We start from the raw sequence: 25,436 nt of genomic DNA, 5'->3' as shown, positions 1-25,436 counted from the left end.
CTTCCGGCTGGGATTTATCACGGCAGCGGCAAATCCTGCCACCGCGCTGTTTTTCGCAACCTCGACGCTGAATTTAAATGCTCGCGGGGCAACTCACCTGTCCGTGGTCGCATTGGTGTTTGCCATTGCGATCGCCTGGTTTGGTCTTCTCGGCCTTTCCATTTCCCAACCGGCCACACGGCGATTTTATAGTCGTTTCCGAAAGCATGCGGACATTGTGCTGGGAGGAGCCTTGGTGGCGCTCGGCTTTGCCGCACTTGGTTATTGAGAAAGATACACGCAGCCGCCGCTGTTACACGGACCTCAAACGACAAAACCCGCCGGACAGGGTCCAGCGGGCTCGGAACCGGCGACGGAAAAACCCGTCTGTTGCGGCTCTGGCTTCTAAAGCATGATCTCGGACCGAAACGCCGCTGCACAAAAAGGCGGCTTGATGCTTTCGGGCGAGATTACACTCGAGATCAAAGCGCCTTGCGGGCGATCCTCTCGATGTCACCACGGTTGATGCCAAGGTCGTTGAGCTGACGGGCGTTCAAGCGGTTCAGTTCGCGCACGGTTTCATTGTACATGCGCCAGTTACGGAAAGCACGGATCGGGTTCATGGTAGTCCTCCATCGTTTCGATGCCGCTCAAATAGGCATCGTTGATGAAAAGTTGAACAGACGCTTTTGCATGGCCGCAATGCGTTTGTTGCATTGCACAATTAAGCTTTTGTTCAGCTTGTTACCGCCCGTCAGCCGACGTCGAGCACGATCTTGCCGATATGCTCGCCCTCCTCCATCCGCTCATGCGCCCGCCACGCTTCCTTGAGCGGGAGGATCATGTCCATCACCGGTGCCACCTTGCGGGTGCCGAGCAGCGGCCAGACCTGCGCCTCCAGCGCTGCGGCGATTGCCGCCTTGAACTCGACGGTGCGCGGCCGCAGCGTCGAGCCGGTGTGGGTGAGCCGCTTGACCATGAGCTTCGAGAAATCGGCGGTGGCTGTCGCCCCGCCCTGCGTGGCGATCTGGACGATGCGGCCTTCCACCGCCGCGGCCTCGTAGTTTCGCGCCACGTAGTCGCCGCCGACCATGTCAAGGATAACGTTGGCGCCGCGGCCGTCGGTCGCGTCCTTAACCGCTGCGACGAAATCCTCGTCGCGATAGTTGATCGCCCGGTCGGCGCCGAGCTTCAGACAGGCGTCGCACTTTTCCTGGTTGCCGGCAGTGGTGATGACATAGGCGCCGAAGGCCGAGGCGAGCTGGATCGCCGTGGTGCCGATCCCCGACGAGCCGCCATGCACGAGCAGTGTCTCGCCGCTCTTAAGGCCGCCGCGCTCGAAGACATTATGCCAGACAGTGAAGTAGTTTTCCGGCACTGCCGCCGCTTCGGTGTGGGTGAAGCCTGCGGGCAGCGGCAGCACGCTGCCGGCATGGACCTTGACATATTCGGCATAGGCGCCGCCGGGCGTCAGCGCGCAGACCCGATCGCCGACGCGCCAGCGCGATATCTCATCGCCAAGGGCTGCAACTTCGCCCGACGCTTCGAGACCCGGCAGGTCCGACGCACCGGGCGGCGGTGGGTAGACGCCCTTGCGTTGCTGCACATCCGGCCGGTTGATGCCGGCGGCGCGCACCCGGATCAGGATTTCGCCGGGACCCGGCACCGGCACGTCGCGCGTTTCGGGTTTCAGCACCCGTGGTCCGCCGGGTTCCGAGATCGCAATGGCGATCATCGTCGCTGGAATTCTGTTCTGTCCATTCGCCATGAATTTTCCCGTCTCGCTTCGCCAGTTTCTTGCCAGCGGCCAGTTTCTTGCCGACTATTTGCATCCATGCCCCTGCCCTATGTATGCTGATTGCCAAATCAGGCAAATGGCCACTGCAGCGCCGGGCGTCCGATTGGACGCGCTATGGATGCTGTAGCAGTCTAATTTTTGCGCATCAGGGAGGAGCGACGATGGCGATCTTCGACGACGAACCCAAAAAGAAAGCGCGCCCGCACGAGATCGGTCAGGATCTGTCGCTGCTTTCGGTCGACGAACTGTCCGAGCGGATCGGCATCCTGCGCGACGAGATCGCCCGGTTGGAAGCCGAGCTCAAGTCCAAGGGCACCACCAAATCAGCGGCCGAGGCGCTGTTCCGCCGCGGATAGTCTCCAGAGCCGAAGCGCCCGCCGCCGAAAAGCCCGAATGCGACTGTCTTCAGATCCTCCCTAATTCCAGCCGGATCAGCTAAATGTTTGCAAGCTACCGACCGATCCTCTCGCTGCTTCGCGGCACCGCTTTCCTGCTGGCGGCGACCGGATTGCACGGGCTGCTATTGCCGCTGCGCGGCCAGTTGGAGGGTTTCTCGACCGCATCGCTCGGCCTGATGGGCACGGCCTGGGCCGGCGGCTTCGTCACCGGCTGCTTCTTTGCGCCGCGCATCGTGCGTCGCGCCGGTCACGTACGCGCTTTCGGCGCCTTTGCGGCATCGGGAGCCATCGTCGCACTGCTCACCGGCCTGATCATCGACGAATATTTTTGGATCCTGCTGCGCGCCTTCACCGGTTTCACCATGGCCGGCGCCTTCATGGTCATCGAAAGCTGGCTGAACGAGAAGTCTACCAACGAGAACCGCGGCGCCGTCTTTGGCCTCTACATGATGGTCACCTATGCCTCGATCATGGGCGGCCAGATGATCGTTGCCGGCGGCGACGTGAAGTCGGCCTCGCTGTTCATGATCACCGGCATTCTGTTCTGCCTGTCGCTCATCCCGACCGCGGTGTCGACGGCGTCACACCCCAAGCCGCTGCAGGACGTCTCGCTCGACGTCAAGGGGCTCTATGCCAATTCGCCGGTGTCGGCGATCGCCTGCGTCTTGATCGGCATCGCCAACGGCGCCTGGGGCACGCTCGGCGCCGTCTATGGCGCCCGCATCGGCATTTCCACGGCCGAGATTGCGCTGATGATGAGCCTGGTGGTCGTCGCCGGCGCAGCCATGCAACTTCCGGCCGGGCGTCTTTCCGACAAGACCGACCGCCGCTTTGTGCTTGCGGGCTTGGCCTTCGGCGCGGCACTGTTCGCCGTCGCGGTCTTCCTGTTCGAGCCGCGCTCCGGCGTCTTCGTCATCGTCTGCACTGCCGCCTACGGCGCCTTTGCCTACACGCTGTATTCGATCGCCGTGGCCCATGCCAACGATCACGCCCGGGCCGAGGATTTCGTCAAAGTGTCGGGCGGGCTGCTGCTGCTCTATGGTTTCGGCACAATGATCGGGCCGCTGCTGGCCGCCGGCCTGATGGGCTGGATGCGGCCGGAAGCCCTGTTCCTTGCGACTGCCTTCGCGCATCTTTGCCTGGCGGGCTATACGCTGCTGCGCATCAGCCGGCGCGCGCCGGTGCCGATCGAGGACCGCGACGCCTTCAAGACACAACCGGCCGAGCGCTCGATCACGCCGGAAGCACTGCGGCTCGATCCGCGCAGAAAGCCTGAAACCAACGGTTGAGATTTGGAAAACTTTGCCTCACAAATAAGGCATGATGTTTTCCGACGCCTTTATGGCGATTGCCGATCCCAACCGGCGCTATCTCTTGGAAGAGCTCCGGCGCGGCCCGAAGACCGTCAACGAACTTGCCGCCGGGTTGCCGGTCTCGCGCCCGGCTGTTTCGCAGCATCTGAAGGTGCTGCTCGACGCCGGGCTGGTCAATGCCAAGCCGGAAGGGACAAGGCGTGTCTACACGGTCAGCAGTGCCGGCTTCCTGAAGCTCAACATCTGGCTCGACCAGTTCTGGGACGCAGAGCAGCTGGGTTGACCCGGAGATGCGCCGTCACGTCTTGGCCAGCGAAGCGCCAGGGGCGTCGTTGGGCGGGATCGTGCAGCATCGGGCCTAACCGTTGTTATAGGGGAAGAGCTTAAAATAGGGCTGCGCTTCCTCGATCACGCGGGCGACAGACGGCCGCCGCAGCAGCCGGTCGTGGTAGCGCCTCACCGCGGGATATCTGTCGCCGAACGGCTCGACCTTGTTGGCATAGAACAATGCCGGGGCGGCGGCGCAGTCGGCCAGGGTGAAGGCTTCGCCCATGCCCCATGTCCGCGACTGCATGTCCTGCTCGATGATGGCGTAGGCGCTGCGCAGCTGGGCGCGCGCCTCCTCGACGCCGAACGGATCGGTCATGCCTTCCGGCCGCAGGCGGTCGCCGACGATCTTCTGCATCGGGTGCTGCACGTAGAAGTCATAAAATCGGTCGGCGAGGCGGGTCTGGCGGGCGAGATCGATATCGGCAGGGATCAGCTCGACCGGTCCGGGATAATGCGCGTTGAGATATTCGATGACGATCGTCGATTCCGGCACAGTCTGGTCCAGCGCTTCATCGCGCAGCACCGGCATCTTGCCGGCCGGCGACAATTTCAGGAACGCCGCGCGCGACTGTTCATTGCCGAGATCGACGACGACCGACGTGAACAGCGTGCCGTTCTCATAGAGCGCGATCAGCGGCTTCCAGCAGAAGGACGCCAGCGGATGAAGATGCATCGTCAGGGACATTGTTTTGTTCGTTCCTTTGGTGGTTCGCCTCGCGGACGGGCGGTATCGAGGTTCGGCCTGCTACCTACCTGGCATGGGTATGGGTGACGATGGCATCGACGATCACGGCCCAATCGTCGGGATGCAGTTCGTGGCCACCGCCTTCGATACGGACAAGCTTCGCGCCGGCAACTGCTTCGGCAAGAGCGGCGCCATGCTCGATCGGAAAGATCGGATCATCGGTGCCGTGGATCACGAGGAGCGGAACCTTCAATTCGTGCAGGCGGCCCTTCCCGTCCTCGCCGCCCCGATCCTCGCTGCTCTTGAGCATGAAATGATTGGTCGCGCTCAAGAAGCCGCCGGATCGGTCGTAATCCTGTTCGACAAACGCCCTCATCCGCTTCTCGTCGAAGGGATGCGCGGTGCCGGCGATCGCGTGCGCGTCCTTGACGATGAAGTCGACCACCTGGTCACGGTCCGACCAATCGACATCAGCGCCTTCGGCCGAATGTTTCCTATAGACCTCGGTCATCCCAGGCAGATGCGACGTGTCGGTTCCCACGGGAGAAGTGCTGATCGCCGTAAGCGAGATGACCCGCGATGGATGCTTCAGCGCCACAAGCTGCGCGATCATGCCGCCCATCGACATGCCGACCACATGCGCTTTCGCGATGCAGTAACCGTCGAGCACGCGGATAGCGTCGTCCGCCATGTCGTCGAATGTGTAAGGCGGTTCGCCCGGCGCATATTTGGTCGAACGGCCGGTATCGCGATTGTCATAGCGGATCACGAACAGACCCTTGCCGGCCAGTTTCCGGCAAAACGCCTCCGGCCACCAGAGCATCGAAGCCATGGCGCCCATGATCAGCAGTATCGGTGGATGCGCGGGATCGCCAAACGTCTGGGATGCGATTTCGGGTTCCGCAACCTTCATCATGATCGTAGTCTCCTTTCTGCGAAACCGATTGCATTTTGCAATCAGTTGCACGATAATAAAACCGATATAATTATGCAACCGGTTTCTTGGAGAATCGCATGAGCATCGATCACCGGTCTGGGTGCCCGATCAACCTGTCGCTTGAAGTGTTTGGCGACCGGTGGAGCCTGATCATCCTTCGCGACATGATATTCGGCGGCAAACGCCACTTTCGCGAACTGCTCAACGGATCGCTGGAACGCATCGCTTCCAACATCCTCGCCGATCGGCTGAAGCGGCTGATGGAGCTCGGCATGCTGACCAGGGCCGACGACCCCACTCACAAGCAGAAGGCGATCTACAGCCTGACCGAAATGGCGATAACGCTGGTACCGATCTTGGCGCATCTCGGCGCCTGGGGTCGCGTCTGGCTGCCGGTCAGCGAGGAACTCTCGATCCGCGCCGAGCTCCTGGAAAAGGGCGGCCCGCCTATGTGGGAGAAGTTCATGGACGAGCTGCGCCACGAACATCTGGGCACACCTTCCGACACGCCGCCGGACGCCACCGTGCGTGCGACCTTGCAGGCTGGATACGAGGCGGTTGTCGCCCGAAAGGCGCCGGGCACCGGGTGCGATCCCCGCGCCTGACCAACTTATTTTTCCCCATCGCAGGCCGGCTCTGCTATTAAAGGCATTGAAAACTATAATTTACGGGATTGGAAAAGCCCTTGGTTGAGAACTCTAAGGATACTGCCCGCGCGCGGGCCGATTTGCGTTTCAAAAAGCAGGAAGAGGCAGCCACGGTTCGTCAGAAGGCGATGGCGGAATATGTCGCCGAGAGCGACGCCCGCCAGATTAAGACCAACAAACTGCGGGCGCTGCGCCTCGCCAAGGAAGCCGAAGACCTCGCCAATGCGCCGGCTGCTCCGGTGAAGAAGCCGGCGCGCGCCAAGAAAAAATAGAGTTGGTTCGCGACCGGCGCCGTCGTCGGCGCTGTCGGCATTTCCGACAATGATGAAGCGGCGGCCATCGCCGGTATCGAGGCGGCTGGCTTCACCGCCGCCTCCGGCTAAGGCCGGCCTCAAGTCTAGTTCATGTTTATGTCACGGGTGGCCGCTCGCATCGACACGGAGAAGCCGGCGAGAACGTCGACCAGCGCGATGACCATCAGCGTGAAGAAAACCGAGTGCGCCGCGCCCTTCACCAGCAGGAACTCAACCAGGAACGCCACGAAGACGAAGGTCGACAGCAGGTGGTCCATGATCGAGGCGCTCGTCGTGCGCGTCGATTTCACGATTTCGACGAAGAAGAGGATTAGCCCGATCAGCACGATCAGATCGCCGAGCGTCAGCGAGAACACCCCGCCCGACATCATGCGGATCGAGACCAGTTCGCTTGCCCAGGGGTCGTCGCCACCGCCGAATATTCCCAGAAGCCCGAGATTATAGAGGACGAAGGGCACGATCAGCAGCGGGATGGCACCGAACATCAGGCGGCTCCGGTTGGACTGCCCTCTGTAGTATGCGCCCGGCGTTCGCCGTCAAGAATTTTCGTATGCGACCGCGAACACGGACAAAGACGGTGCGAAATAACAATGTCAGCCGGCCCGGCTGACATCCTAAACGGTTGCTGGATGGCTGAAATTGGTTCGGTGAGCGATCCTCAGCGCCAAAATGCAAAAGACCGGCGCGATGGCCGGTCCTTCGGTAGTCACAAGCCGTCGAAAGCTGTCTCAGCTTTCCTTCGGCTCCAGAACCTGGCGACCGCGATACATGCCGGTCTTCAGGTCGATATGGTGCGGGCGGCGCATCTCGCCGGAATTCTTGTCCTCGACATAGGTCGGGGCCTTCAATGCGTCGGCCGAACGGCGCATGCCGCGCTTCGACGGAGAGGTTTTTCGTTTCGGTACGGCCATGGATATGCTCCACTACATGGTCAAAACGCCCCGGCTGCCCTCGTGAAAGGGCCGCGTCAGGGCCGGAATCTGAGAAAGTCGGGTGCCTATACACGCCCTGCGCCGTTTTGGCCAGCGCCGTCGCGAATTTTTTTAAGCTATCGCAGGCAGCCGACATAGGCGCCGGACCGGCCTGCGCGCCGCTCGATCAGCGCAGCCAGCCGCCTCAGCCCCGGTCCGGGCTTCGCCGGGTTGCGCGCGATCGGGTTCGGCAAGGTGACGGCAAGCAGTGCCGCCTGGCGACGCGACAATCGTTTTGCCGAAACCCCGAAATGGTGCTGGGCGGCGGCCTCGATGCCATAGATGCCCGGGCCCCATTCGGCGATATTGAGATAGATTTCCATGATGCGCCGTTTCGACATCACCATGTCAAAATAGACAGACAGCGGCAGCTCGACGACTTTCCGGACCGAGCCCAGCGGCCGCGACCACAGATAGAGATTCTTCACGGTCTGCATGGTGATGGTCGATGCGCCGCGCGTCATCTCGCCGGCCAGCGCGTCGTCGACGACGCCCCTCAACTCGCCAAGGTCGATGCCGCGATGGAAACAGAACTGCCCGTCCTCCGACATGATGACCGAATTCGCCAGCGCCGGCGCCACATCGTCGATCGAGACCCAGCGCCGGTCATAGCCGGAAAACGTCGCCAGATCCTTCAGCATCAATGTCGACACCGGATGCACGAACGGCGGCAGATACAGAAACGTCAACACCACCGGCATCAACGCCAGCACGACGGCGACGGTGATGCCGCGCCGGACCCAGAGCCGGGGCCAGCGTTTGAGACCGATGCGGTTGCCGCGTTTCGGCCTCACCATGTCCAACCCTTCGGTTTCGTGATCGACGATCGGTTCCGCCAAGCCGCCCAATCCATGCTGCTCCCTGCCCCGGCATAATGGCGCTTGGCTTCTTGCGCAACGTCTGAGTGTCGGCTACCGGTCCCGGCGATGACGAAAGACGACCAAATTCCGTTCGAGGCAGCGCTTCTCGCGCGCGCAGGTCCGATCGAGGCGCTGCTCAGGCGGCTCCTCGACGACCGCCCGCTTTCGGGCGAGATCGCGCGGCCGCAACGTCTGATGGCGGCGATGCGCCATGGCGTGCTGAACGGCGGCAAGCGCCTGCGCCCCTTCCTGGTGATGGAAAGCGCCGCGCTGTTTTCCGCCGACAGCGAGGCGGCGCTGCGCGTGGCGGCGGCGCTCGAATGCGTGCATTGCTATTCACTGATCCATGACGATCTGCCGGCCATGGACGATGACGATTTGCGCCGTGGCCAGCCGACCGTGCACAAGGCCTTCGATGAGGCGACCGCCATCCTCGCCGGCGACGCCTTGCTGGCGCTCGCCTTCGACATCATTGCCGACGAAGCGATGATGCTACCGGCCGAGCGAAGGGTGGCGCTGGTGCTGGCGCTGGCCCGCGCCGCCGGAGCCGGCGGCATGGTCGGCGGCCAGATGCTCGACCTTGAGGCCGAGCGCATCGGGCCGGACGAAGCCGGCATCATCCGGCTTCAGGCGATGAAGACCGGCGCGCTGATCCGCTTCGCCTGCGAGGCGGGCGCAATCATTGCCGGCGCGCCACCGGTCGACCGCGAAAGGCTGGCCGAGTTCGGCTCGGCGATCGGGCTTGCCTTTCAACTTGCCGACGATTTGCTCGACCTGACGGCGGACGCGCACCAGATGGGCAAGGCGACCGGCAAGGATGCAGCAGCCGGCAAGGCGACGCTGGTGGCGCTGCACGGCGCGAACTGGGCGCAGGACCAGCTTCAAGGCCTCGTCGACCAGGCCCACGCGCTGCTCGATCCCTATGGCGAAGCCGCCGTGCTTCTGAAGCAAGCGGCGACATTCGTGGCGACCCGCAACAGCTGATGCTGCTCTAAACTGTATGCCCGACGTCTTGTGGCGCGCTGCGTAGCCAAGGAGGGTTGGTGAACTGTTCGGCCAGGAAATCCACGAACACGCGGACACGCGGCGACAAGATCCGGCCAGGCGGATAAACAGCGCAGATTGGCGGTCCGTCATGATGATTGTATCCGGTGAGCAGTGCGGTCAGCCTGCCTATCCTGATATCCGGTCCGACCAATATCTCCGACATGCGGATGATGCCGACACCGGCGAGCGCCAGCCGGCGCAGGGCTTCCGTGCTGTTGGCCTCTATCGGGCTGCGGATACGCATGCTTTGCGGACCGTCCGGGCCATCGAATTCCCAGATGTTAAGGCCGCCGCGTGATGTGATGCCGAGGCAAGTATAATGTTGAAGGTCGCCTGGCGTCATCGGTATGCCGTGTTTTTCGAGATACTGAGCTGACGCGCAAATGACACGGTGATTGGGCGCCAGCCGCCGCATCACCAGCCTGGAATCGCTCTGGGCGGCAACGCGCACGGCGACGTCCGTTTCCTCAGCCAACAGGTCGACAATCGCATCTGTGAACATCAGCTCGAGCTCAATGGCCGGATAGCGATCGATGAAAGCCGGTAGCATCGGCACGATTAGACGATGGCCGAAGGCGCTCGGAAGACTGACGCGCAGCCGGCCGCGCGGTTCTGCGCCGGGTTGAATCGCGATTTCAGCCTCTTTGATGTCGTTCAGGATCCGGCGAGCGCTATCGGCATAGCTGCTGCCTTCCGCTGTCAAGCTGATGCGCCGCGTCGAGCGTTGCAACAAGCGCACGCCAAGGCGGGACTCAAGGCGACCGATGATTTTGCTGACGGCCGATGGGGTCATCCGCAGCCGGCGTGCCGCTGCCGAGAAGTCGCCTTCCTCGACAACTGACAGGAACACACCCATCGTTTCCTGTCGGTCCATGATATCTATTCCAATTCGTCACAGATGAACGGAAATTATCGCCAATTATCAGTATTTGCGATACATAATATGATTCCCTCCTCAGCATCCGAAATGCTGGTGAGGAGAGTGCGATGCGTTCAGAACAGCCAAACCTGCGCGATGGTCACGAGCTGCATCGGTGGGCACGTCGTCAGCGCAGCGCCGCAATCGGGCGGTGGTGTCTCCGGATTATCGGCGTGCTCAACCGGTCACCGCAAAAGATGGGAAAACGCCCAGAGCGAAGCAACGTCCGGGCTAGCGCAACCGGCCAATCGGGATGATTTCCGGCGAGGCCGGGCCATACGGCTCGCCCTGCCAGTTGCCGAGCCATTCTTCGACGACCAGCCCGCTCTGGTCCATCATCCCCGCAAGGCTTTCCTTTGTCGGGAAGGCTATTTTCGATTCGGCGCTGAGCACCCGCCCGCTGTCGGGGATTTCATAATGGGTCGAGTAGGTGACGACACCGGTAGCGGGATCGCGCCGGAAATCGTTCCACGCTCTTACGGTGCTCAATCCGGGATGACTCAGGTCCCGTTCGGACCTTTCCGGCGTCCACTCGAGCCATTCCTCGGTGGCTGGATTTCGCGTGTCGAAGATGAAGCGCCCATCGGGAGCCAGATGAGCAGCGATCGTGGCAAGCACCGCCTCTCGATCTTTCGGCGTCAGAAACACCTGGAAGGCGTGCCCGGTCAAAAGAACCAGATCGAAGCGTCGTCCGAGCCGGACGGTTCGCGCATCGGCCTCGACCCAGTCGACCCTCTGCCCGCCGGCTCGGCGGCGCGCGATGTCGAGCATCGCCGGCGCCGGATCGACACCGGTCACATTACGCCGATCGGCGAGCGCGGCGGCCAATTGCCCGGTGCCGCAGCCGAGGTCGAGAACCGATCCGGCACCCTTGGCAAAGCCGACGCAATAGTCGAAGTCGACGCCGCCTTCGTTCTCGATATCGTAGAACTGGGCGAGGTCGGGATCGCTGTAGAGACGGTCGGTCATGGAAGGCCTGGAGTTGGAGCCGTGGAGCAGCAGAATTCGTGGAGTCAAAGCGCAGCTTCGATGGTTTGTCGGGCAAATCGGTCGGTACCCATCACCGGTTCCGCACCACAATGCATGCACCGCCGACGCTTTGCAGTTTCTGGCAAATGTTGTCGGCCTTGGCTTTGGAGTCGGCGCCGATCCGGACCGCATAGATGCCGCGCCTGCCGATCGGCGAGCGCACCCGGCTGACCACCGGATTTTGGCCCTTAAGCAAGGCCGGAAACCGGCGCTTCACACCATTCCATTGACTGAGCGCCGCGGCGCGGCGGAAATTGCCGGCCACCTGCACGCCCCACGGCTTGATGTTGATCGACGCCATGGCCACGGTTTGGGACTTGATGACCGGCAGCTTGCGGCAGGCGACCGCGAAGCTCGCTTTCTTGTCGAGCGGCCGGATGGTGCCGGCATAGGCGGTGTCGGTGAACCTGTCGGCTGGCTCGCCCATGATGTCCAGAACGTAGCTTTCGGTCTCCATCGGCAGGAAACCGCCAGAACTCAGCCAGCGCGACACCCGGCTTTCACCGGCATTGTAGGCGGCGGCGGCCAAGCCGAGATTGCCGAAGCCGGTTTTCATTTCGGCGAGATATTTTGCCGAGGCCGGGATGGCCTGCTCGATATCGAAGGAATTGGCGAGGCCGCGTATCTTGGCTGTACCCGGCATGAACTGGGCAATGCCTTCGGCGCCGACCGGGCTGACCGCACTGGGATCGAAGCGGCTTTCCTTCCAGATCAACCGGGCAAAGAAGTCCTTGGGCAGGCCGTTTTGGTCCGCATGAGCCTCGATCAGGTTGCAAACCCGGTCGAGCAGTCGTTGTTTGGCGGGGCGCGGCGGATCGGCCTGGACGGCTGTCACCCAGCCCAGCCCACAAAGCAAGACAAACCCACCAAGCAAGACCGGCGTCGCCCAAGGGAGCCGCATAGATCTACTCCGCCGCGGCCTTGCCAAGTTGCCCAAACCGCTGCTCGATATAGTCGGCGACCATTTTCTCGAAGTCCGCAGCAATCGACGGGCCGCGCAGCGTCGCCGCCTTCCTGCCGTCGACGAATACCGGCGCCGTCGGCGTCTCGCCGGTACCGGGCAGAGAAATGCCGATATCGGCATGCTTGGATTCACCTGGACCGTTGACGATGCAGCCCATCACCGCGACCTTGAGGTTCTCGACGCCGGGATATTTTTCACGCCACACCGGCATGTTCTTGCGCAGATCCGCCTGGATGTTCTGGGCGAGTTCCTGGAACACGGTAGAGGTCGTGCGGCCGCAGCCGGGGCAGGCGGCGACGATCGGCACGAACTGCCGGAACCCCATGGTCTGCAGGAGTTCTTGCGATACCTGCACCTCCCGGGTGCGGTCGCCATTCGGCTCCGGTGTCAGCGAGATGCGGATCGTGTCGCCAATGCCTTGCTGGAGAAGGATGCCCATCGCTGCGGACGAGGCGACGATGCCTTTTGAACCCATGCCGGCCTCGGTGAGGCCAAGATGCAGCGCGTGGTTGGAGCGGGTGGCAAGCTCGGTATAAACGGCGATCAGGTCCTGCACACCGCTAACCTTGGCCGACAGAATGATTTTCTCGCGGCCAAGACCGATCTCCTCGGCCATTTCGGCCGAAAGGATCGCCGACTGCACGATCGCCTCGCGCGTCACTTCCTGCGCGGTCAGCGGAAAGCCTTGGCGCTGGTTGTCGTCCATCAGCCGGGTCAGAAGCTCCTGGTCGAGCGACCCCCAATTGACGCCGATGCGCACCGGCTTGTCGTGCCGGATCGCCATCTCGACGATATCAGTGAACTGCCGGTCCTTCTTGTCCTTGAAGCCGACATTGCCGGGATTGATGCGGTACTTGGCTAACGCCTCGGCGCAAGCCGGATGGTCGGCGAGCAGCTTGTGGCCGATATAGTGGAAATCGCCGACCAGCGGCACGTTGATGCCGAGCCGTTCGAGCCGCTCGCGGATGGCGGGCACGGCGGCAGCGCTCTCGTCGCGGTCGACGGTGATGCGCACGATCTCGGAGCCGGCACGATGCAGCGCCGCAACTTGAGCGACTGTCTGGTCGACATCGGCGGTGTCGGTGTTGGTCATCGACTGAACGACGACAGGGGCACCCCCGCCGACCATCACGCCGCCGACATCGACACCGACCGACGTGCGGCGCGGGAAGGGAGAGGAAAAATATCCGGTCATGGCCGGCTGCCCTTTGTTAGCGCATCACCCCGAATCCCGGAATCGGTTTCCGGAAAGGATCACGCGCAAAAATCAAAATACAGTGTCCTTTGCGCGCCCGAAAGGGCGCGCGGCGCTGTAGAAGGTCCGGGCATGAGGTGGAGGAGCAAAGATGGCTTGTCAATGGCGACAGGCAGGCAGACCTACCAAATCGATAACGGGAGAGGAGACAAACAGCCCATCGTATCCGTGCCGCTGGCGGCCGGAACCATCTCCGAGTCGTGTGAAGCAGCGCTCCGGCGGCATGGCCGCCACCGGAAAGATGCTCGTGCGCCGAAACCGGCGCAGCTATTCGAGGAAAAGCGTCAATGCGTGGTCGGTTTCGCTTTCAGTTTTTCAATCTCGTCCTTGAGTGCCAGCTTGCGCCGCTTGAGATTCACGATTTCGAGGTCATCCACTGATGGATGATTCATCGCGTCATCGATTTCGCGTTCGATGTCGCCGTGTTTCCGCTGCAACTCATCAAGATGGGATGCAAGAGACATGATTGGTTCTCCCTTTCATGGTTTCCTCGATTGCAGCCGTCAAGGCGTGTCCACCGCAGGCTCGCTTCTGTGACGGCATAATGACAGTGTGCCACCATCGGGCAGCGATGTCGAATGCTGCGTGGTAGCATTCCACGACAATGTGAAATGTGATATTGGCTGCGCGCCGGTGCAAGAGAGCCCCCGGCCCCGCCCAATCAGGCCCATTTTTGGGCGCCGCAGACGTGCAAACGGTAGATAATGTCCGAACAGGAACAGGCCGATATCCGCCTCGAATATTCTCGGCTGAAGCAAGAGCACGCCGATTTCGACGCGGCCATCAACGCGATGATCGCCATGGGCTGCGACCCGCTGCAGATCCAGCGCATGAAGAAGAAAAAACTATTCCTGAAAGACCGGCTGATGGCGCTGGAAGACCGGATCATCCCCGACATCATCGCGTGAGCGAATTCCCACTTGGCGACTCGGCAAACCTGCTCATCCTGTGATCGAAAGCCTCGCAGCGCGTTCGCGCAGCATGGCGATGAGATCGTCGGTCTTTTCTCCGGAAGTGTCGATGGGAACCACAAGGCATATCGTCGCCTCGACCTTGCCGGGCGCTGAAAAGACCGGCGCGGCAAGGCATTTTGTGTAGGCGTCGACAAGACCCGAGGTCACGCAGTAGCCGACACCGCCAGCCACGGCGATATCTTCTATGAAGTCGTCGAGCAGCAATCTGCGGCCGTCTGGCAGGACGAGATCGTCTTCGGACACCATGTCTTCGATCACGGCCCTTTCGAAACCGGCGAGAAGCAACCGCCCCGAAGCGGTCCAGGGAAGCGGGATCTGCAGACCTGTGGCCGAGCTGATCCGGAACGGCCTGGTGCCCGGACTTGAATGGACGATTGTGTAGCGGCCGCTTTGCAGCATGCACAATTCAGAGGTCTCGCCTGTCTCGCGCGACAGATTGTCGACCTCCTGCCGCCCTCTCCTGAGCAGGTCGTTGCCGCGCACATAGTCCATTCCGTAGAGGTAAAGCTTTTTTCCGAAATAGACGCGATTGCCGTCGCCGGCCATTTCCAGCAGGCCCGCATCGACCAGCGAGCGCACAAGCGTGTAGGTCGTCGAGCGAGGCGCATTCACTGCCTTGGCGAGATCGCCAATCCCGATCGCACGCTGGGTCGTGTGGAGAAACTCCAGGATCTGGAGCACCCGGTTGAGACCCTTCTCGCGAGAGCCCGATGCCCTGTCTTCGTCCAGGCCGGCGTCCGGTCGAACTGCCAAGGCATTGCCATCTTGCATTACCGGCTCCTGATGTTAGTATCTGTCTTGTATAGAGTACATGCGTCTCTTGTAAGGGACAATCACGTTCATTGCAACGACGCATGTTGCTCATCCAAAGGGGAACACAACACGAAGGAGGTCGCCGTGAACGACACATCCAAAAGACGTGAATTTCTGAAAATGGCCGGGCTTGCAACGGCCGGAGTGATGGGCGCAGCAGCAACGGTCGATGTTCAGAAGGCGGCGGCGCAAGCGGCGCCGGACAGCCTGCTGCGTACTGTTCTCGATCGCGGCAAGCTGATCGTCGGCACCGGCAGCACCAACGCACCCTGGCACTTCGAGAACGATGCCGGCGAACTCGTCGGCATGGACATCACCATGGGGCGCATTCTTGCCAAGGGGCTTTTCGACGATCCGACCATGGTCGATTTCGTCATGCAGGATCCGGCCCAGCGCATTCCGAATGTGACCACCAACAAGGTCGACATCTCGATCCAGTTCATGACCATGACCGCCCAGCGCTCGCAGCTGATCAACTTCTCGCGGCCCTATTACGTCGAAGGCATCGCTCTGCTGACCCTTCCGACCGCCGAGAACAAGACCTTCGACAAGCTGCTTGCCGGCGGTTCGGCAACGCGTATTTCCATCCTGCAGAATGTCGATGCCGAGGCAAATGTGCACATTGTCCTGCCGGAGTCGCAGGTGATGCAGATAGACACCCAGGCCAACGTGCTGCAGGCACTCGAGTCGAAGCGCGTCGACGCGGCCGCCGTCGATCTTTCCACGGTGCGCTGGCTCGCCTCACGCAACCCGGACCGCTACTTCGATGCCGGCAAAAGCTGGTTCAGCATGCTTTACGGCGCGGCGCTGAGGCAAGGCGATCTCGACTGGCTGACCTTCGTCAACGCATCCTTCGCGACGGCAATGTTCGGTCATGAAACGGCGCTCTACGACGCGGCGTTCAAGGACTATTTCGGGCTGGAGCCGCCGGCCCGGCATCCCGGTTTTCCGGTCATCTGATGCAGCTGGCGGAAGGGCAGCAATCGGCGCCCTTCCGCCTCCTTCTCCTCGACGGCCCTCGGCACTGAGGCAGACGCATGGGCTACGCCCTCAATTTCAACCTGATCTGGCGGCATTTCGACAAGCTGTGGGGCGGCCTGCTGCTCAGTCTCGAGCTCGCCGTGATCTCCATAGCCATCGGCATCGTCATCGGGCTCGTTCTGGCGGTCTGGTACGTCTCGGCCGGGCGCGTCGTCCGGTCCATAATCGCCGCCTATGTCGAATTCATCCGCAACGTGCCGCTGATCCTGCTTGTCTATCTCGTTTTCTACGGCCTGCCGACCGTGGTCGATCTCGCCTACAGCGCCCAGACCTCGTTTGTCGCGACACTGTCGCTCTATAGCGGCGCGTATCTGGTCGAGGTGTTTCGCTCGGGGCTCGAAGCCGTGCCGCGCGGACAGATCGACGCTGGCAAGGCGATCGGCCTGACGCCCTGGCAGCGGCTGCTCCATGTGCGCCTACCGACGATGCTGCGGATAACGCTGCCCGCGCTTTCCAACACGTTCATATCGCTCTTCAAGGACACGTCCGTCGCCTCGGTCATTTCGGTGCCCGAGCTCACCTACGGCGCCCAATGGATCAACTTCAACACCTTCCGGATCGTCGAGGTCTACCTTGTGGTGACGGCGATGTACCTCTTGACCGGCTACGCGCTTCTCTATGCGCTTCGGCTTGTCGAGCGCCGGTTCAGGGCGGCGCACTAACATGCTTGGCCAGATCGCCTATGCCTTGCCCTTCCTAGCCCAGGGTTTTGCCGTGACACTGTGGGTGTCGCTGCTTGTCGTGGTGTTGTCGCTCGTCGCCGGCGTGATGATGGGCGTCGGCCTTGTCTACGGCCCTACGCCGCTGCGCTGGGTGGTGCGCATTTTCAGCGACACCATACGCGGCATTCCGATCCTGGTGCTCATCTTCTTCGTCTATTACGGCCTGCCTGCCATCGGCATCCATCTGGAGTCCTTCTGGGCCGCCGTGCTGGCGCTCACCCTGTTCAAGACGGCCCAGGTCATCGAATATCTGCGCGGCGCGGTCGGTTCCATACCGAAGGGGCAGTCCGAGGCGGCGATGGCGATCGGGCTGACCTTTCGCCAGCGACTGGCCTACGTCATCTTTCCGCAAGCGTTCAGGCGCTTCCTGCCGCCATGGATCAATGGCGTCACCGATGCGGTAAAGGGCAGCGCGCTGGTCTCGCTGCTGGGCATCACCGACCTGATGCACGCCATCAACCAGGTCATCGGCCGCACCTACGAGGCGATGCCGCTCTACATCCTCGGCGCAGTCATCTACTTCGCCGTCAATTACGCCCTCTCCCTGGCCAGCCGACGGCTGGAGCGGCGTTTCTCCTTCATCCGGGAATAGCAAGATGTCCATCGCCCCGCCCGCCAATCCGGCGCTTCTCGATATCCGCGACGTTTCCAAATCCTTTGGATCCGTCGAGGTCCTGCGCTCCGTCAGCCTAAAGGTGACACGCGGCGAGGTGGTGACTGTCATCGGGCCTTCCGGCAGTGGTAAGACCACGCTGCTGCGCTGCGTCAACTTTCTCGAGAGCTACGATAGCGGCTCCATCCGCATCGACGGAAAGGAGGTTGGCTTCCGCGAGACGGGAACACGCCAGCGCCGCAGTGAGCGCGACCTGGCGAAGATGCGGGCCGAGACCGGAATGGTGTTCCAGAGTTTCAATCTGTTCCCGCATCTGACGGCGGCCGGCAACATCATGCTTGGCCTGCGCAAGGTGCGCGGCAAAAGCAGCGCCGAAGCCCGCCAGATTGCGGAGCACTGGCTCGGCCGGGTCGGCCTCGCCCACAAGGCAGACAGCCTGCCCGCCGAGCTTTCCGGCGGCCAGCAGCAGCGTGTCGGCATTGCCCGCGCGGTGGCGATGGAGCCAAAAATCCTGCTTCTCGACGAGATAACCTCGGCGCTCGATCCGGAACTCGTCGGCGAGGTGCTCGAGGTGGTACGCAGCTTGGCGGAGGACGGCATGACCATGGTGATGGTCACACACGAGATGGCCTTTGCGCGCGACGCCTCGAGCCGCATCGTCTTCATGGCGGATGGCGGTGTCAGCGCCGCAGGCCCGCCAGCCGAGATTCTGGGCGCGGACATCGACAACGAACGTCTTCGCAGCTTTCTGGCGCGGTTCCGCGCCTCGCATTTCTGACATCGGACGGCGAAAGCTGTCGCAAGGAGCCTTTTCATGTCGCCTTACATCCGGCTCGCCGAACTGGGCCTGACGCTGCCCGAGCCGCCGAAGCCGATCGCCAATTTCGTCACCCACGCCGAGAGCGGACGGCTGATCTTCCTCTCCGGCCAGGGGCCATTGCGCGCCGATGGCACGCTTTGCACCGGCAAGGTGGGCGAGGACGTCACGGTGGAGGAGGCTTATGGACATGCCCGTCTCACCGGCCTGAACCTGCTCGCTGTCATGCATGCCGCAGCGGGCGACCTCGGCCGCATCGTGCGCGTCGTCAAGCTGCTGGGTTTCGTCAACGCGATCCCGACCTTCAGCGACCATCCGAAGGTGGTCAACGGCTGCTCCGATCTTTTCGCCGAAGTCTTCGATAGTATCGGCGGGCACGCCCGCTCGGCGATCGGTGTTGGCTCTTTGCCGGGAAACATCACGGTCGAAATCGAGGCGGTCGTCGAGACCGCCGCCTGACGTCTACCAACGGGACCTCTAGAGATGAAAACCTATTCCGAAAACGGCTCCAACACGACAATTCGTCAACGACTCGGCCTTCGCCCGATCATCAACGTTTCCGGCACGATGACGGCGCTCGGTGCCTCGATCATCGTCCCGGAAGCGATCGCCGCGATGTCGGAAATCGCGTCGCAGTGGGTGGAGATGGACGATCTGCAACGCGCCGCAAGCACGATCGTCGCGCGCCTCACAGGGGGCGAGGCCGGCTTCGTCACGGCTTGCTGCGCCAGCGGCATCACCATGGCGATTGCCGGCACGATGACCGGCACCAACCTTCTGGCGATCGAGCGGCTGCCGGACGATACCGAGGACCTCAAGTCGGAGGTCATCGTCCAGCTCGGCCACATCGTCAATTACGGCGCGCCGATCGACCAGTCGATCCGGCTTGCCGGGGCCAAGGCCGTACCGGCCGGCACGGTCAGCGTGACGCAGGATTATCATGTGCGCGAGGCGATCCGCGACCGCACCGCGGCCGGCCTCTATGTCGTTGCGCATCACACAGTGCAATACGGCATGCTCTCGCTCGAGGAATTCTGCGAGATCTGCCACGCCAAGGGCGTCCCGGTGATCGTCGACGCCGCCTCGGAATACGACCTGCGCGGCTTTTTCGCACGCGGCGCCGACATCGTCGTCTATAGCGGGCACAAATTCCTCTCGGGACCGACTAGCGGCATCGTGACGGGGCGCAAGGATCTGGTGCGTGCTGCCTATCTCCAGAATCGCGGCGTTGCGCGGGCGATGAAGGTCGGCAAGGAAAGCATCGCCGGCACCATGGCCGCGCTGGAGGCCTGGGAGCGTCGCGATCACGCCGGCATCCGCAAGCGGGAGGATGCGGCCTTGCATCTGTGGGAGGAGGCATTGCAGGGCCTGCCCGGCATCGCCGCGCATATTATTCCCGATCCGACCGACAATCCGCTCGACCGCCTGCAGGTGTTTGTTACGCCTGAGAGCAGGTTCAGCGCCGCCGGCCTTGCCTCGGCGCTGGCGGCAGGCTCGCCTCCTATTATCGTGCGCAACCACGAGGTCGAGCGCGGTCACTTCTTCCTCGACCCGTGCAATCTCCATCCCGGCGAGGCGGAGATCGTCGCCGAACGCCTGCAGGCTGTGCTGAACGCAACCGACCGCCCGGCGGATGCGATGAAGCCGGCTCGCAAGGACACCGCCGGCGCGTTGCGCTGGCCGGATTAGGTGACGATGGCGCCATGCGCCCGAATGGGCGTAGAGGCATCGCATCCTTGCCGTCGATCCCGAATTCCGCTAATGCGCGCCTTTGCCGCCGGGAGCAGAAGCTTGGACGATCAACGCGCCGACGTCGCCATCATCATGGGCAGCCAGTCCGACTGGGCGACGATGCGCCACGCCGCCGAAACGCTGGAGGCGCTGGGCATCCCGCACAAGCGGCTGATCGTCTCGGCCCATCGCACCCCCGACCGGCTCTATGACTTCGCCAAGGGCGCCAAGGCGGCCGGTCTTCGGGTGATCATCGCCGGCGCCGGCGGTGCGGCGCACCTGCCCGGCATGACGGCGGCAATGACGCCGCTCCCCGTTTTTGGCGTACCGGTGGAATCGAAGGCGCTTTCCGGACAGGACTCGCTGCTCTCCATCGTGCAGATGCCGGCCGGCATTCCGGTCGGCACGCTGGCCATCGGCAAGGCGGGCGCCACCAATGCCGCCCTTCTGGCCGCTGCCGTGCTGGCGCTGACCGACGAAAAGCTCGCTGCCCGGCTCGACGCCTGGCGCGCCGCCCAGACCGCCAAGGTCGCCGCCGAGCCGACGGACACGCCATGAGCCTGCCCGCGGGACCGACCATCGGCATCATCGGCGGCGGCCAGCTCGGCCGCATGCTGGCCGTGGCATCGGCCCGCCTCGGCTACCGCACGGTCGTGCTGGAACCGCAGCCGGATTGCCCGGCGGCACAGGTCGCAAACCGGCAGATCACCGCTGCCTACGACGATACGGCAGCGCTCGCCGAACTGGCTGCAGTCAGCGCCGTCGTCACCTACGAGTTCGAGAACGTTCCGGTCATGGCCGCCAGCGCGCTTGCCGTCACGGTCCCGGTCTATCCGCCGGCGCGCGCACTGGAAGTGGCGCAGGACCGGGTGGCAGAGAAGAAATTCCTCAACGGCATCGGCATTCCCACCGCGGATTTCTGTCCCGTCGACAATGACGACGAATTGACGGCGGCCCTGAAAAAGTTCGACGGCAGCGGCATATTGAAGACGCGGCGCATGGGCTATGACGGCAAGGGCCAGCGTGTCTTCCGCAACATGGAAACGGGCGGCTTTGCCGGCACCTGCGAGGCGATGGGCAACGTGCCGTTGATCCTCGAATCCTTCGTCGCCTTCGAACGCGAGATTTCGGTGATCGCGGCGCGCGGCATAGACGGTTCGCTCGCAGCCTACGACCCGGCAGAAAACGTCCACCGCGACGGCATCCTGCACAGCTCGACCTTGCCAGCCAGGATAGGCTCCGAAACCGCCGCTGCGGCGCAGGCAGCAGCAGCAGAGATACTTGCCGCACTCGACTATGTCGGCGTCATCGGCATCGAGTTCTTTGTCCTTGCCGACGGCGCGCTGCTGGCCAATGAGATCGCGCCGCGTGTTCACAATTCCGGCCACTGGACGGAAGCCGCCTGCATCGTCTCGCAGTTTGAGCAGCATATTCGTGCTGTCGCCGGCCTGCCCTTGGGAAATCCCGGCCGCCATTTTGACTGCGTCATGGAAAACCTGATCGGCGACGGCATCCTGCGCGTCCCAGCGCTGCTCGCCGAGCCTGACCTGATGCTGCATCTCTATGGCAAGGCCGAGGCGCGTCCCGGCCGCAAAATGGGCCATTTTACGCGAATGAGCCGTCGCCGCTGAGGCTATTGGACGGCGCCGCTCTAACGCCGTCGATAGAGCAGAAACTCAAAATCCGCCGCACCATGAAGCATGCTGCGGTTGACACGGGCAAGGCTCCTCGTTTATGAGCCACGCACAAGTTGAGAGGCGCGCTTTCCGAGCGCGCCTTAATAATTCGGCCCAAGCGGGCCCAGACCGACGGGCAAGACCATGAAGATCAAGAATTCGCTCAAGGCGCTCAAGGCGCGTCACCGCGACAACCAGCTGGTTCGCCGCAAGGGCCGCGTGTACATCATCAACAAGACCGCTCCGCGCTACAAGGCGCGCCAGGGCTGAGTCTTTTCGCGTGGAGGCCTGCCTCCACGCTTGCATGATGTAATTGCTGGCCTCCCGGCCCTCTCACGCTAAATTCAGTTTGACGATCTGCCGTCCGGGGTTAGATTCTCGGCCATGCGGATTCGTTTTGCATTCTTCGTGGCGCTTTTTCTTTTCGGCTCCGCCGTACCTCCGGCTCAAGCGGAGGACACGGTCGCCCCTCCGATTGCCACGACCAGGGAGGCAAGGCTCGACCAGCTGTTTGTCGACCTGAAGCGCGAGCGCAACGAAAAAGCCGCAGAGCGCATCGCCGCGCGCATCTCGAACGAGTGGGTGCAATCCGGCAGCGCCTCGATCGACCTGATGATGCAATGGTCGCAAAAGGCGGTCGAAGAGAAAAAGTTCGACGTGGCGCTCGACTTCCTCGACCAGGTGGTGACCTTGCAACCGGCCTATGCGGAAGGCTGGAACCGGCGCGCCACCGTACATTTCATGATGAATAATTTTGGGAAATCGATGGCGGACATCGACCGCACGCTGCAGCTCGAGCCGCGCCATTTCGGCGCGCTGTCCGGCCTGGCACAGATCATGGCCGTAACCGGCCACAAGGAATCGGCGCTGGAAGCCTGGCAGCGCGTGCTCAGCATCTATCCGATGCTGCGCAGCGCCCAGGATCAGGTCGGCACGCTTTCGGAAGAACTTGCCGGCGAAGGGATTTGATGCCGGTGGACCAGTGCGCCTGGCTGCGACGCTCCACGGCAATTTCAACATTGCTGCCGTTCTTGCAGTGCTGCTTGTCGGTGAGCGCGAGGTGTGGTTTCCTGTCTAGGGTTGGAGCGGTTCGGCAATCATGATCGCAGCTTACATCGACGAATTCATAATGTTTTGCGCCGGTCTATGGATGTCGGGCGTCGGCTACGGGTTCTTTCAGCTGCCGAACCAACCCCAAACCGGACAACAGACTTGGCTGGCACGCCTTCCCAGCCATTTCAAATGGATGGGACCGCTCTTGCTGATAATCGCGATCGTGCTCGCCGTCGCCTCACCTTCTTGATCGGCAATAAGTCGCTACGCTCCCAGTCCCATCGAGGCGAGGCTTCAGCTTGGTGAATTCGGCGTGAGCGGCCTAAAGCCGTCGCGTTTGAATGGATTCTTGCGACGCGCTTTAAGTCTTTGTTTTTACCCAAATCGCTGCGCATCTTTGGGTGATTTGCTCTAGCGCCTGATCTGGGCGTCTGAACCGACATAAGCGATGCGCAGCATGTTGGTGGAGCCCGGCGTCCTCAGCGGCACGCCGGCCGTGATGATGACCCGGTCGCCCGGCTTGCCGAACCCTTCGTCCAAAGCGATGCGGCAAGCGCGGTCGACCATGTCGTCGAGGTCGATGGCATCGGGCGAGACGACACAATGCGTGCCCCACAAAAGCGACAGCCGCCGCGCCGTGTTGACAATCGGCGACAGCGCGACGATCGGCACCTGCGGCCGCTCGCGCGCGGCGCGCAGGCCGGTCGTGCCCGACGCCGTATAGCTGATGATCGCCGACAGTTTCAGCGTCTCGGCGATTTCGCGGGCGGCGAGCGAGATGGCGTCGGCGCCGGTCGCTTCAGGCTCCGAGCGCTGTGCATTGATGATGCCGGCATAGGTCGGGTCGGTTTCGACCTTGCTGGCGATGCGGTTCATCATCGCCACCGCCTCGACCGGGTAGGAGCCGGCCGCGGATTCGGCCGAAAGCATGATGGCGTCGGCGCCTTCGAACACGGCGATCGAGACGTCCGACACTTCGGCGCGGGTCGGCACTGGCGCGGTGATCATCGATTCCAGCATCTGCGTGGCGATCACCACCGGCTTGCCGGCGCGGCGCGCGGCGCGGGTGATCTGCTTCTGGATGCCGGGCACGGCTTCGAGCGGCATTTCAACGCCGAGATCGCCGCGAGCAACCATCAGTGCGTCCGAAAGTTCGATGATCTCGGCCAGCCGGGCGACGGCTTGCGGCTTTTCGATCTTGGCCATGATGAGTGCCCGGCCGCGCGCGATCTTGCGCGCTTCCGCCAGATCCTCCGGACGCTGCACGAACGACAGCGCCACCCAGTCGACGCCGGTGGCCAGCACCGCATCCAGGTCCCTGCGGTCCTTTTCGGTCAGCGCGCCGACCGGTAGGTCGGTGTCGGGCAGGCTGACGCCCTTCTTGTCGGAGATGGTGGTGCCGGCGACGACGGTGCAGACGATCGCCTTGCCGTCGCTTCTCACCGCCTTCAGCTCGAGCTTGCCGTCATCGATCAAAAGGCGGTGACCGGCCTCGACCGATCTCAGGATTTCGGGGTGGGGCAGATAGACCCTGGTCGAATTGCCGGGCTCGGGATTGTCGTCGAGCGTGAACGTCTGGCCGAGTGTCAGCGCCTCCTTGCCGTTGGCGAATTTGCCGACCCGCAGCTTGGGCCCCTGCAGGTCGGCGAGAATGCCGATCGGCCGGCCGACCGCTTTCTCGACGTTGCGGATGCGACCGACAAGTGTGCGCATCAATTCATGATCGGTGTGGCTCATATTGATGCGAAACACGTCGGCGCCGGCTTCGAAGAGCTTCTTCAGCATGTCCTCGGAGGAGGAGGCCGGACCGATGGTGGCGAGTATCTTGACCTTGCGGCTGCGTCTCATTGACTGTTTGTTCCCGGGGCGGCTGGAGCGCCCCCCGTTGCGGGGTCATCGGTCAGCTGGACCATCCAGCTTGCCTGCTCGCCCGTGTCATATTCCTGGAATCCGGCGCGCTGGAAGCCCCGAGCGACGCAATCGGCAACGCCGGCGATCTTGAACTCTTTTTCAGCCACGCACATGTTGATCGGGCCATCCCAGCGCCCGCCACGCTCGGCGTCTTCTGCATAAAGATAGTAAAACCTTGATGACAGCGGCCCTTCGATCAACGTCTTGCAGCTCGATCCCTCGATATGCCACCAGCCCTCGGTGATCCAGCCGGCCTTGGCGCGATAGCCGATGCCGACGCCGACCAGATTCTGCGTGGCGTTGCAGACACGGAAATCGGCGCGCGCGGGCGAGGCAGCAACCATCGCGGCGAGGCCCACGGCAAGGGTCAGGAGCGGCATGGCGAAGCCGTAGCGCACGCGCGACTTGCCGGCGGAACCCATCCTGAAACCCTTCAAGAACCACATTTGCATCTCTCAACGCCCCTTTTCGGAAAAGTCCGGGCGCATGTCAACGCGCCCTTTTGCTCAATTCCAATCGATTTAGAAAGGCTCCGGCGCATGGTCTGTCACCTTCCGCCAGATTTCCGTAGAAACCGTGGCCAAACGACGGCATTGCGCACGCGTCCTCTTCGTGGAATGACGATACCACCCTCCCCGG

The 25,436-nt window shown here is 62.6% G+C and carries 33 protein-coding genes and 2 pseudogenes; 20 read left to right on the top strand and 15 right to left on the bottom strand.

The genetic code is table 11. The annotated features are described in order from the left end of the window. Positions 1-268, top strand: a pseudogene (locus tag EOC93_RS22810) (lysine transporter LysE); the annotation flags it as partial. A 193-nt stretch (positions 269-461) separates the two neighbouring features. Here EOC93_RS22810 and EOC93_RS22805 read toward each other — a convergent pair. Further along, a complete protein-coding gene (locus tag EOC93_RS22805) occupies positions 462-602 on the bottom strand; it encodes a DUF1127 domain-containing protein (protein WP_065011316.1) in 141 nt (46 codons plus the stop codon). Between the two features lie 131 nt (positions 603-733). Continuing rightward, positions 734-1,747 carry an NAD(P)H-quinone oxidoreductase gene (locus tag EOC93_RS22800; RefSeq protein ID WP_127205758.1) on the bottom strand — a complete coding sequence of 338 codons (1,014 nt, stop codon included), beginning with the start codon at positions 1,745-1,747 and terminating at the stop codon, positions 734-736. Positions 1,748-1,938: 191 nt separating this feature from the next. Here EOC93_RS22800 and EOC93_RS22795 point away from each other — a divergent pair, with 191 nt between their 5' ends. The 3 genes from EOC93_RS22795 to EOC93_RS22785 all read left to right on the top strand — a co-directional run bounded on the left by EOC93_RS22795 (position 1,939) and on the right by EOC93_RS22785 (position 3,771). Continuing rightward, positions 1,939-2,133, top strand: a complete 195-nt coding sequence (locus EOC93_RS22795; protein ID WP_126104587.1) for a DUF1192 domain-containing protein — start codon at positions 1,939-1,941, stop codon at positions 2,131-2,133. Positions 2,134-2,216: 83 nt separating this feature from the next. After that, complete coding sequence (locus tag EOC93_RS22790; RefSeq protein ID WP_095487280.1) at positions 2,217-3,464, top strand: MFS transporter; 1,248 nt, start codon at positions 2,217-2,219, stop codon at positions 3,462-3,464. Between the two features lie 31 nt (positions 3,465-3,495). Then, positions 3,496-3,771: a metalloregulator ArsR/SmtB family transcription factor gene (locus EOC93_RS22785; RefSeq protein WP_095487281.1), complete on the top strand. Its 276-nt coding sequence runs from the start codon at positions 3,496-3,498 to the stop codon at positions 3,769-3,771. A gap of 75 nt (positions 3,772-3,846) precedes the next feature. On the opposite strand, the gene EOC93_RS22780 is transcribed toward EOC93_RS22785, so the two are convergent. Beyond that, positions 3,847-4,503, bottom strand: coding sequence for a glutathione S-transferase family protein (locus EOC93_RS22780; RefSeq protein ID WP_095487283.1), 657 nt, complete (start codon positions 4,501-4,503; stop codon positions 3,847-3,849). Positions 4,504-4,567: 64 nt separating this feature from the next. Then, complete coding sequence (locus EOC93_RS22775) at positions 4,568-5,419, bottom strand: alpha/beta hydrolase (RefSeq protein WP_126104585.1); 852 nt, start codon at positions 5,417-5,419, stop codon at positions 4,568-4,570. A gap of 98 nt (positions 5,420-5,517) precedes the next feature. On the opposite strand from EOC93_RS22775, the gene EOC93_RS22770 reads away from it, so the two are divergent. From EOC93_RS22770 to EOC93_RS34915, 3 genes and pseudogenes are all read left to right on the top strand, one after another. Next, entirely contained in the window at positions 5,518-6,045 is a 528-nt protein-coding gene (locus EOC93_RS22770; RefSeq protein WP_095487287.1) for a helix-turn-helix domain-containing protein, read from the top strand. 80 nt (positions 6,046-6,125) lie between these two features. Then, the gene (locus tag EOC93_RS22765) at positions 6,126-6,359 is read left to right on the top strand and encodes a hypothetical protein (protein WP_029348749.1); all 234 of its coding nucleotides are present in this window, start codon (positions 6,126-6,128) and stop codon (positions 6,357-6,359) included. Between the two features lie 2 nt (positions 6,360-6,361). Beyond that, positions 6,362-6,470: pseudogene (locus EOC93_RS34915) on the top strand (heme-binding protein); the annotation flags it as partial. 14 nt (positions 6,471-6,484) lie between these two features. On the opposite strand, the gene EOC93_RS22755 reads toward EOC93_RS34915, so the two are convergent. The 3 genes from EOC93_RS22755 to EOC93_RS22745 all read right to left on the bottom strand — a co-directional run bounded on the left by EOC93_RS22755 (position 6,485) and on the right by EOC93_RS22745 (position 8,220). Then, the gene (locus EOC93_RS22755) at positions 6,485-6,886 is read right to left on the bottom strand and encodes a hypothetical protein (RefSeq protein ID WP_095487289.1); all 402 of its coding nucleotides are present in this window, start codon (positions 6,884-6,886) and stop codon (positions 6,485-6,487) included. A gap of 243 nt (positions 6,887-7,129) precedes the next feature. Beyond that, positions 7,130-7,312, bottom strand: a complete 183-nt coding sequence (gene rpmF / locus EOC93_RS22750) for a 50S ribosomal protein L32 (RefSeq protein WP_006203806.1) — start codon at positions 7,310-7,312, stop codon at positions 7,130-7,132. Between the two features lie 137 nt (positions 7,313-7,449). Continuing rightward, on the bottom strand, positions 7,450-8,220 hold the full coding sequence (locus tag EOC93_RS22745; RefSeq protein WP_095487291.1) for a transglycosylase domain-containing protein: 771 nt from the start codon (positions 8,218-8,220) through the stop codon (positions 7,450-7,452). A 78-nt stretch (positions 8,221-8,298) separates the two neighbouring features. Between EOC93_RS22745 and EOC93_RS22740 the strand changes: the two genes are divergently transcribed. Beyond that, positions 8,299-9,216: a polyprenyl synthetase family protein gene (locus EOC93_RS22740; protein WP_095487293.1), complete on the top strand. Its 918-nt coding sequence runs from the start codon at positions 8,299-8,301 to the stop codon at positions 9,214-9,216. Positions 9,217-9,223: 7 nt separating this feature from the next. Here EOC93_RS22740 and EOC93_RS22735 read toward each other — a convergent pair whose 3' ends face one another. The 5 genes from EOC93_RS22735 to EOC93_RS22715 all read right to left on the bottom strand — a co-directional run bounded on the left by EOC93_RS22735 (position 9,224) and on the right by EOC93_RS22715 (position 13,910). Next, positions 9,224-10,153 carry a LysR family transcriptional regulator gene (locus EOC93_RS22735; RefSeq protein ID WP_127205757.1) on the bottom strand — a complete coding sequence of 310 codons (930 nt, stop codon included), beginning with the start codon at positions 10,151-10,153 and terminating at the stop codon, positions 9,224-9,226. A 276-nt stretch (positions 10,154-10,429) separates the two neighbouring features. Beyond that, on the bottom strand, positions 10,430-11,167 hold the full coding sequence (locus tag EOC93_RS22730) for a class I SAM-dependent methyltransferase (RefSeq protein ID WP_095487297.1): 738 nt from the start codon (positions 11,165-11,167) through the stop codon (positions 10,430-10,432). Positions 11,168-11,258: 91 nt separating this feature from the next. Then, positions 11,259-12,128 carry a lytic transglycosylase domain-containing protein gene (locus tag EOC93_RS22725; protein WP_095487299.1) on the bottom strand — a complete coding sequence of 290 codons (870 nt, stop codon included), beginning with the start codon at positions 12,126-12,128 and terminating at the stop codon, positions 11,259-11,261. Positions 12,129-12,132: 4 nt separating this feature from the next. Next, complete coding sequence (gene ispG / locus EOC93_RS22720; RefSeq protein ID WP_095487301.1) at positions 12,133-13,386, bottom strand: flavodoxin-dependent (E)-4-hydroxy-3-methylbut-2-enyl-diphosphate synthase; 1,254 nt, start codon at positions 13,384-13,386, stop codon at positions 12,133-12,135. Positions 13,387-13,730: 344 nt separating this feature from the next. Further along, entirely contained in the window at positions 13,731-13,910 is a 180-nt protein-coding gene (locus EOC93_RS22715; RefSeq protein ID WP_095487303.1) for a YdcH family protein, read from the bottom strand. A 240-nt stretch (positions 13,911-14,150) separates the two neighbouring features. On the opposite strand from EOC93_RS22715, the gene EOC93_RS22710 reads away from it, so the two are divergent. Then, the gene (locus tag EOC93_RS22710) at positions 14,151-14,354 is read left to right on the top strand and encodes a YdcH family protein (protein WP_023797035.1); all 204 of its coding nucleotides are present in this window, start codon (positions 14,151-14,153) and stop codon (positions 14,352-14,354) included. A 33-nt stretch (positions 14,355-14,387) separates the two neighbouring features. On the opposite strand, the gene EOC93_RS22705 is transcribed toward EOC93_RS22710, so the two are convergent. After that, positions 14,388-15,191 (bottom strand): IclR family transcriptional regulator, encoded by an 804-nt coding sequence (locus EOC93_RS22705; RefSeq protein ID WP_095487304.1) that lies wholly within the window; start codon positions 15,189-15,191, stop codon positions 14,388-14,390. Between the two features lie 126 nt (positions 15,192-15,317). Here EOC93_RS22705 and EOC93_RS22700 point away from each other — a divergent pair, with 126 nt between their 5' ends. The 11 genes from EOC93_RS22700 to EOC93_RS34910 all read left to right on the top strand — a co-directional run bounded on the left by EOC93_RS22700 (position 15,318) and on the right by EOC93_RS34910 (position 23,136). Further along, complete coding sequence (locus tag EOC93_RS22700) at positions 15,318-16,193, top strand: transporter substrate-binding domain-containing protein (RefSeq protein ID WP_126104582.1); 876 nt, start codon at positions 15,318-15,320, stop codon at positions 16,191-16,193. Between the two features lie 77 nt (positions 16,194-16,270). Further along, a complete protein-coding gene (locus EOC93_RS22695; protein ID WP_095487308.1) occupies positions 16,271-16,936 on the top strand; it encodes an amino acid ABC transporter permease in 666 nt (221 codons plus the stop codon). Between the two features lies 1 nt (position 16,937). Beyond that, a complete protein-coding gene (locus EOC93_RS22690) occupies positions 16,938-17,588 on the top strand; it encodes an amino acid ABC transporter permease (RefSeq protein WP_095487310.1) in 651 nt (216 codons plus the stop codon). 4 nt (positions 17,589-17,592) lie between these two features. After that, positions 17,593-18,387 carry an amino acid ABC transporter ATP-binding protein gene (locus EOC93_RS22685; RefSeq protein WP_095487312.1) on the top strand — a complete coding sequence of 265 codons (795 nt, stop codon included), beginning with the start codon at positions 17,593-17,595 and terminating at the stop codon, positions 18,385-18,387. Between the two features lie 36 nt (positions 18,388-18,423). Further along, positions 18,424-18,885, top strand: coding sequence for a RidA family protein (locus tag EOC93_RS22680; RefSeq protein ID WP_095487314.1), 462 nt, complete (start codon positions 18,424-18,426; stop codon positions 18,883-18,885). A 24-nt stretch (positions 18,886-18,909) separates the two neighbouring features. Next, the gene (locus EOC93_RS22675) at positions 18,910-20,115 is read left to right on the top strand and encodes an aminotransferase class V-fold PLP-dependent enzyme (protein WP_127205756.1); all 1,206 of its coding nucleotides are present in this window, start codon (positions 18,910-18,912) and stop codon (positions 20,113-20,115) included. Between the two features lie 102 nt (positions 20,116-20,217). Next, the gene (gene purE, locus EOC93_RS22670; RefSeq protein ID WP_095487669.1) at positions 20,218-20,715 is read left to right on the top strand and encodes a 5-(carboxyamino)imidazole ribonucleotide mutase; all 498 of its coding nucleotides are present in this window, start codon (positions 20,218-20,220) and stop codon (positions 20,713-20,715) included. Next, positions 20,712-21,788: a 5-(carboxyamino)imidazole ribonucleotide synthase gene (locus EOC93_RS22665; protein WP_127205755.1), complete on the top strand. Its 1,077-nt coding sequence runs from the start codon at positions 20,712-20,714 to the stop codon at positions 21,786-21,788. Before purE ends, EOC93_RS22665 begins: the two co-directional genes overlap by 4 nt. Positions 21,789-21,977: 189 nt before the next feature. Next, entirely contained in the window at positions 21,978-22,103 is a 126-nt protein-coding gene (gene ykgO / locus EOC93_RS22660; protein WP_006327841.1) for a type B 50S ribosomal protein L36, read from the top strand. Positions 22,104-22,217: 114 nt separating this feature from the next. After that, positions 22,218-22,802, top strand: coding sequence for a hypothetical protein (locus tag EOC93_RS22655; RefSeq protein WP_127205754.1), 585 nt, complete (start codon positions 22,218-22,220; stop codon positions 22,800-22,802). Positions 22,803-22,932: 130 nt separating this feature from the next. Next, positions 22,933-23,136 (top strand): hypothetical protein, encoded by a 204-nt coding sequence (locus EOC93_RS34910; protein WP_095487322.1) that lies wholly within the window; start codon positions 22,933-22,935, stop codon positions 23,134-23,136. Between the two features lie 161 nt (positions 23,137-23,297). Here the strand turns inward: EOC93_RS34910 and pyk are convergent, their stop codons facing one another. Next, positions 23,298-24,734, bottom strand: a complete 1,437-nt coding sequence (gene pyk, locus EOC93_RS22645; protein WP_095487324.1) for a pyruvate kinase — start codon at positions 24,732-24,734, stop codon at positions 23,298-23,300. Continuing rightward, positions 24,731-25,177, bottom strand: a complete 447-nt coding sequence (locus EOC93_RS22640; protein WP_245329986.1) for a DUF1036 domain-containing protein — start codon at positions 25,175-25,177, stop codon at positions 24,731-24,733. The genes pyk and EOC93_RS22640 overlap by 4 nt, the downstream gene beginning before the upstream one ends. Positions 25,178-25,436 lie beyond the last annotated feature (259 nt).

Origin of the sequence: Mesorhizobium sp. M6A.T.Ce.TU.002.03.1.1, assembly GCF_003997275.1 — a bacterium.
Lineage (GTDB): Bacteria > Pseudomonadota > Alphaproteobacteria > Rhizobiales > Rhizobiaceae > Mesorhizobium > Mesorhizobium mediterraneum.
This window is presented reverse-complemented; position numbering and strand designations above follow the sequence as displayed.

What these genes read in the sequence shown, in the direction of transcription:
- EOC93_RS22805 (WP_065011316.1), bottom strand. Translation starts at nt 602, where the DNA reads ATGAACCCGATCCGTGCTTTCCGTAACTGGCGCATGTACAATGAAACC.
- EOC93_RS22800 (WP_127205758.1), bottom strand. Translation starts at nt 1,747, where the DNA reads ATGGCGAATGGACAGAACAGAATTCCAGCGACGATGATCGCCATTGCG.
- EOC93_RS22795 (WP_126104587.1), top strand. Translation starts at nt 1,939, where the DNA reads ATGGCGATCTTCGACGACGAACCCAAAAAGAAAGCGCGCCCGCACGAG.
- EOC93_RS22790 (WP_095487280.1), top strand. Translation starts at nt 2,217, where the DNA reads ATGTTTGCAAGCTACCGACCGATCCTCTCGCTGCTTCGCGGCACCGCT.
- EOC93_RS22785 (WP_095487281.1), top strand. Translation starts at nt 3,496, where the DNA reads ATGATGTTTTCCGACGCCTTTATGGCGATTGCCGATCCCAACCGGCGC.
- EOC93_RS22780 (WP_095487283.1), bottom strand. Translation starts at nt 4,503, where the DNA reads ATGTCCCTGACGATGCATCTTCATCCGCTGGCGTCCTTCTGCTGGAAG.
- EOC93_RS22775 (WP_126104585.1), bottom strand. Translation starts at nt 5,419, where the DNA reads ATGATGAAGGTTGCGGAACCCGAAATCGCATCCCAGACGTTTGGCGAT.
- EOC93_RS22770 (WP_095487287.1), top strand. Translation starts at nt 5,518, where the DNA reads ATGAGCATCGATCACCGGTCTGGGTGCCCGATCAACCTGTCGCTTGAA.
- EOC93_RS22755 (WP_095487289.1), bottom strand. Translation starts at nt 6,886, where the DNA reads ATGTTCGGTGCCATCCCGCTGCTGATCGTGCCCTTCGTCCTCTATAAT.
- rpmF (WP_006203806.1), bottom strand. Translation starts at nt 7,312, where the DNA reads ATGGCCGTACCGAAACGAAAAACCTCTCCGTCGAAGCGCGGCATGCGC.
- EOC93_RS22740 (WP_095487293.1), top strand. Translation starts at nt 8,299, where the DNA reads ATGACGAAAGACGACCAAATTCCGTTCGAGGCAGCGCTTCTCGCGCGC.
- EOC93_RS22735 (WP_127205757.1), bottom strand. Translation starts at nt 10,153, where the DNA reads ATGGACCGACAGGAAACGATGGGTGTGTTCCTGTCAGTTGTCGAGGAA.
- EOC93_RS22730 (WP_095487297.1), bottom strand. Translation starts at nt 11,167, where the DNA reads ATGACCGACCGTCTCTACAGCGATCCCGACCTCGCCCAGTTCTACGAT.
- EOC93_RS22725 (WP_095487299.1), bottom strand. Translation starts at nt 12,128, where the DNA reads ATGCGGCTCCCTTGGGCGACGCCGGTCTTGCTTGGTGGGTTTGTCTTG.
- ispG (WP_095487301.1), bottom strand. Translation starts at nt 13,386, where the DNA reads ATGACCGGATATTTTTCCTCTCCCTTCCCGCGCCGCACGTCGGTCGGT.
- EOC93_RS22715 (WP_095487303.1), bottom strand. Translation starts at nt 13,910, where the DNA reads ATGTCTCTTGCATCCCATCTTGATGAGTTGCAGCGGAAACACGGCGAC.
- EOC93_RS22710 (WP_023797035.1), top strand. Translation starts at nt 14,151, where the DNA reads ATGTCCGAACAGGAACAGGCCGATATCCGCCTCGAATATTCTCGGCTG.
- EOC93_RS22705 (WP_095487304.1), bottom strand. Translation starts at nt 15,191, where the DNA reads ATGCAAGATGGCAATGCCTTGGCAGTTCGACCGGACGCCGGCCTGGAC.
- EOC93_RS22695 (WP_095487308.1), top strand. Translation starts at nt 16,271, where the DNA reads ATGGGCTACGCCCTCAATTTCAACCTGATCTGGCGGCATTTCGACAAG.
- EOC93_RS22690 (WP_095487310.1), top strand. Translation starts at nt 16,938, where the DNA reads ATGCTTGGCCAGATCGCCTATGCCTTGCCCTTCCTAGCCCAGGGTTTT.
- EOC93_RS22685 (WP_095487312.1), top strand. Translation starts at nt 17,593, where the DNA reads ATGTCCATCGCCCCGCCCGCCAATCCGGCGCTTCTCGATATCCGCGAC.
- EOC93_RS22680 (WP_095487314.1), top strand. Translation starts at nt 18,424, where the DNA reads ATGTCGCCTTACATCCGGCTCGCCGAACTGGGCCTGACGCTGCCCGAG.
- EOC93_RS22675 (WP_127205756.1), top strand. Translation starts at nt 18,910, where the DNA reads ATGAAAACCTATTCCGAAAACGGCTCCAACACGACAATTCGTCAACGA.
- EOC93_RS22665 (WP_127205755.1), top strand. Translation starts at nt 20,712, where the DNA reads ATGAGCCTGCCCGCGGGACCGACCATCGGCATCATCGGCGGCGGCCAG.
- ykgO (WP_006327841.1), top strand. Translation starts at nt 21,978, where the DNA reads ATGAAGATCAAGAATTCGCTCAAGGCGCTCAAGGCGCGTCACCGCGAC.
- EOC93_RS22655 (WP_127205754.1), top strand. Translation starts at nt 22,218, where the DNA reads ATGCGGATTCGTTTTGCATTCTTCGTGGCGCTTTTTCTTTTCGGCTCC.
- EOC93_RS34910 (WP_095487322.1), top strand. Translation starts at nt 22,933, where the DNA reads ATGATCGCAGCTTACATCGACGAATTCATAATGTTTTGCGCCGGTCTA.
- pyk (WP_095487324.1), bottom strand. Translation starts at nt 24,734, where the DNA reads ATGAGACGCAGCCGCAAGGTCAAGATACTCGCCACCATCGGTCCGGCC.
- EOC93_RS22640 (WP_245329986.1), bottom strand. Translation starts at nt 25,177, where the DNA reads ATGCCGCTCCTGACCCTTGCCGTGGGCCTCGCCGCGATGGTTGCTGCC.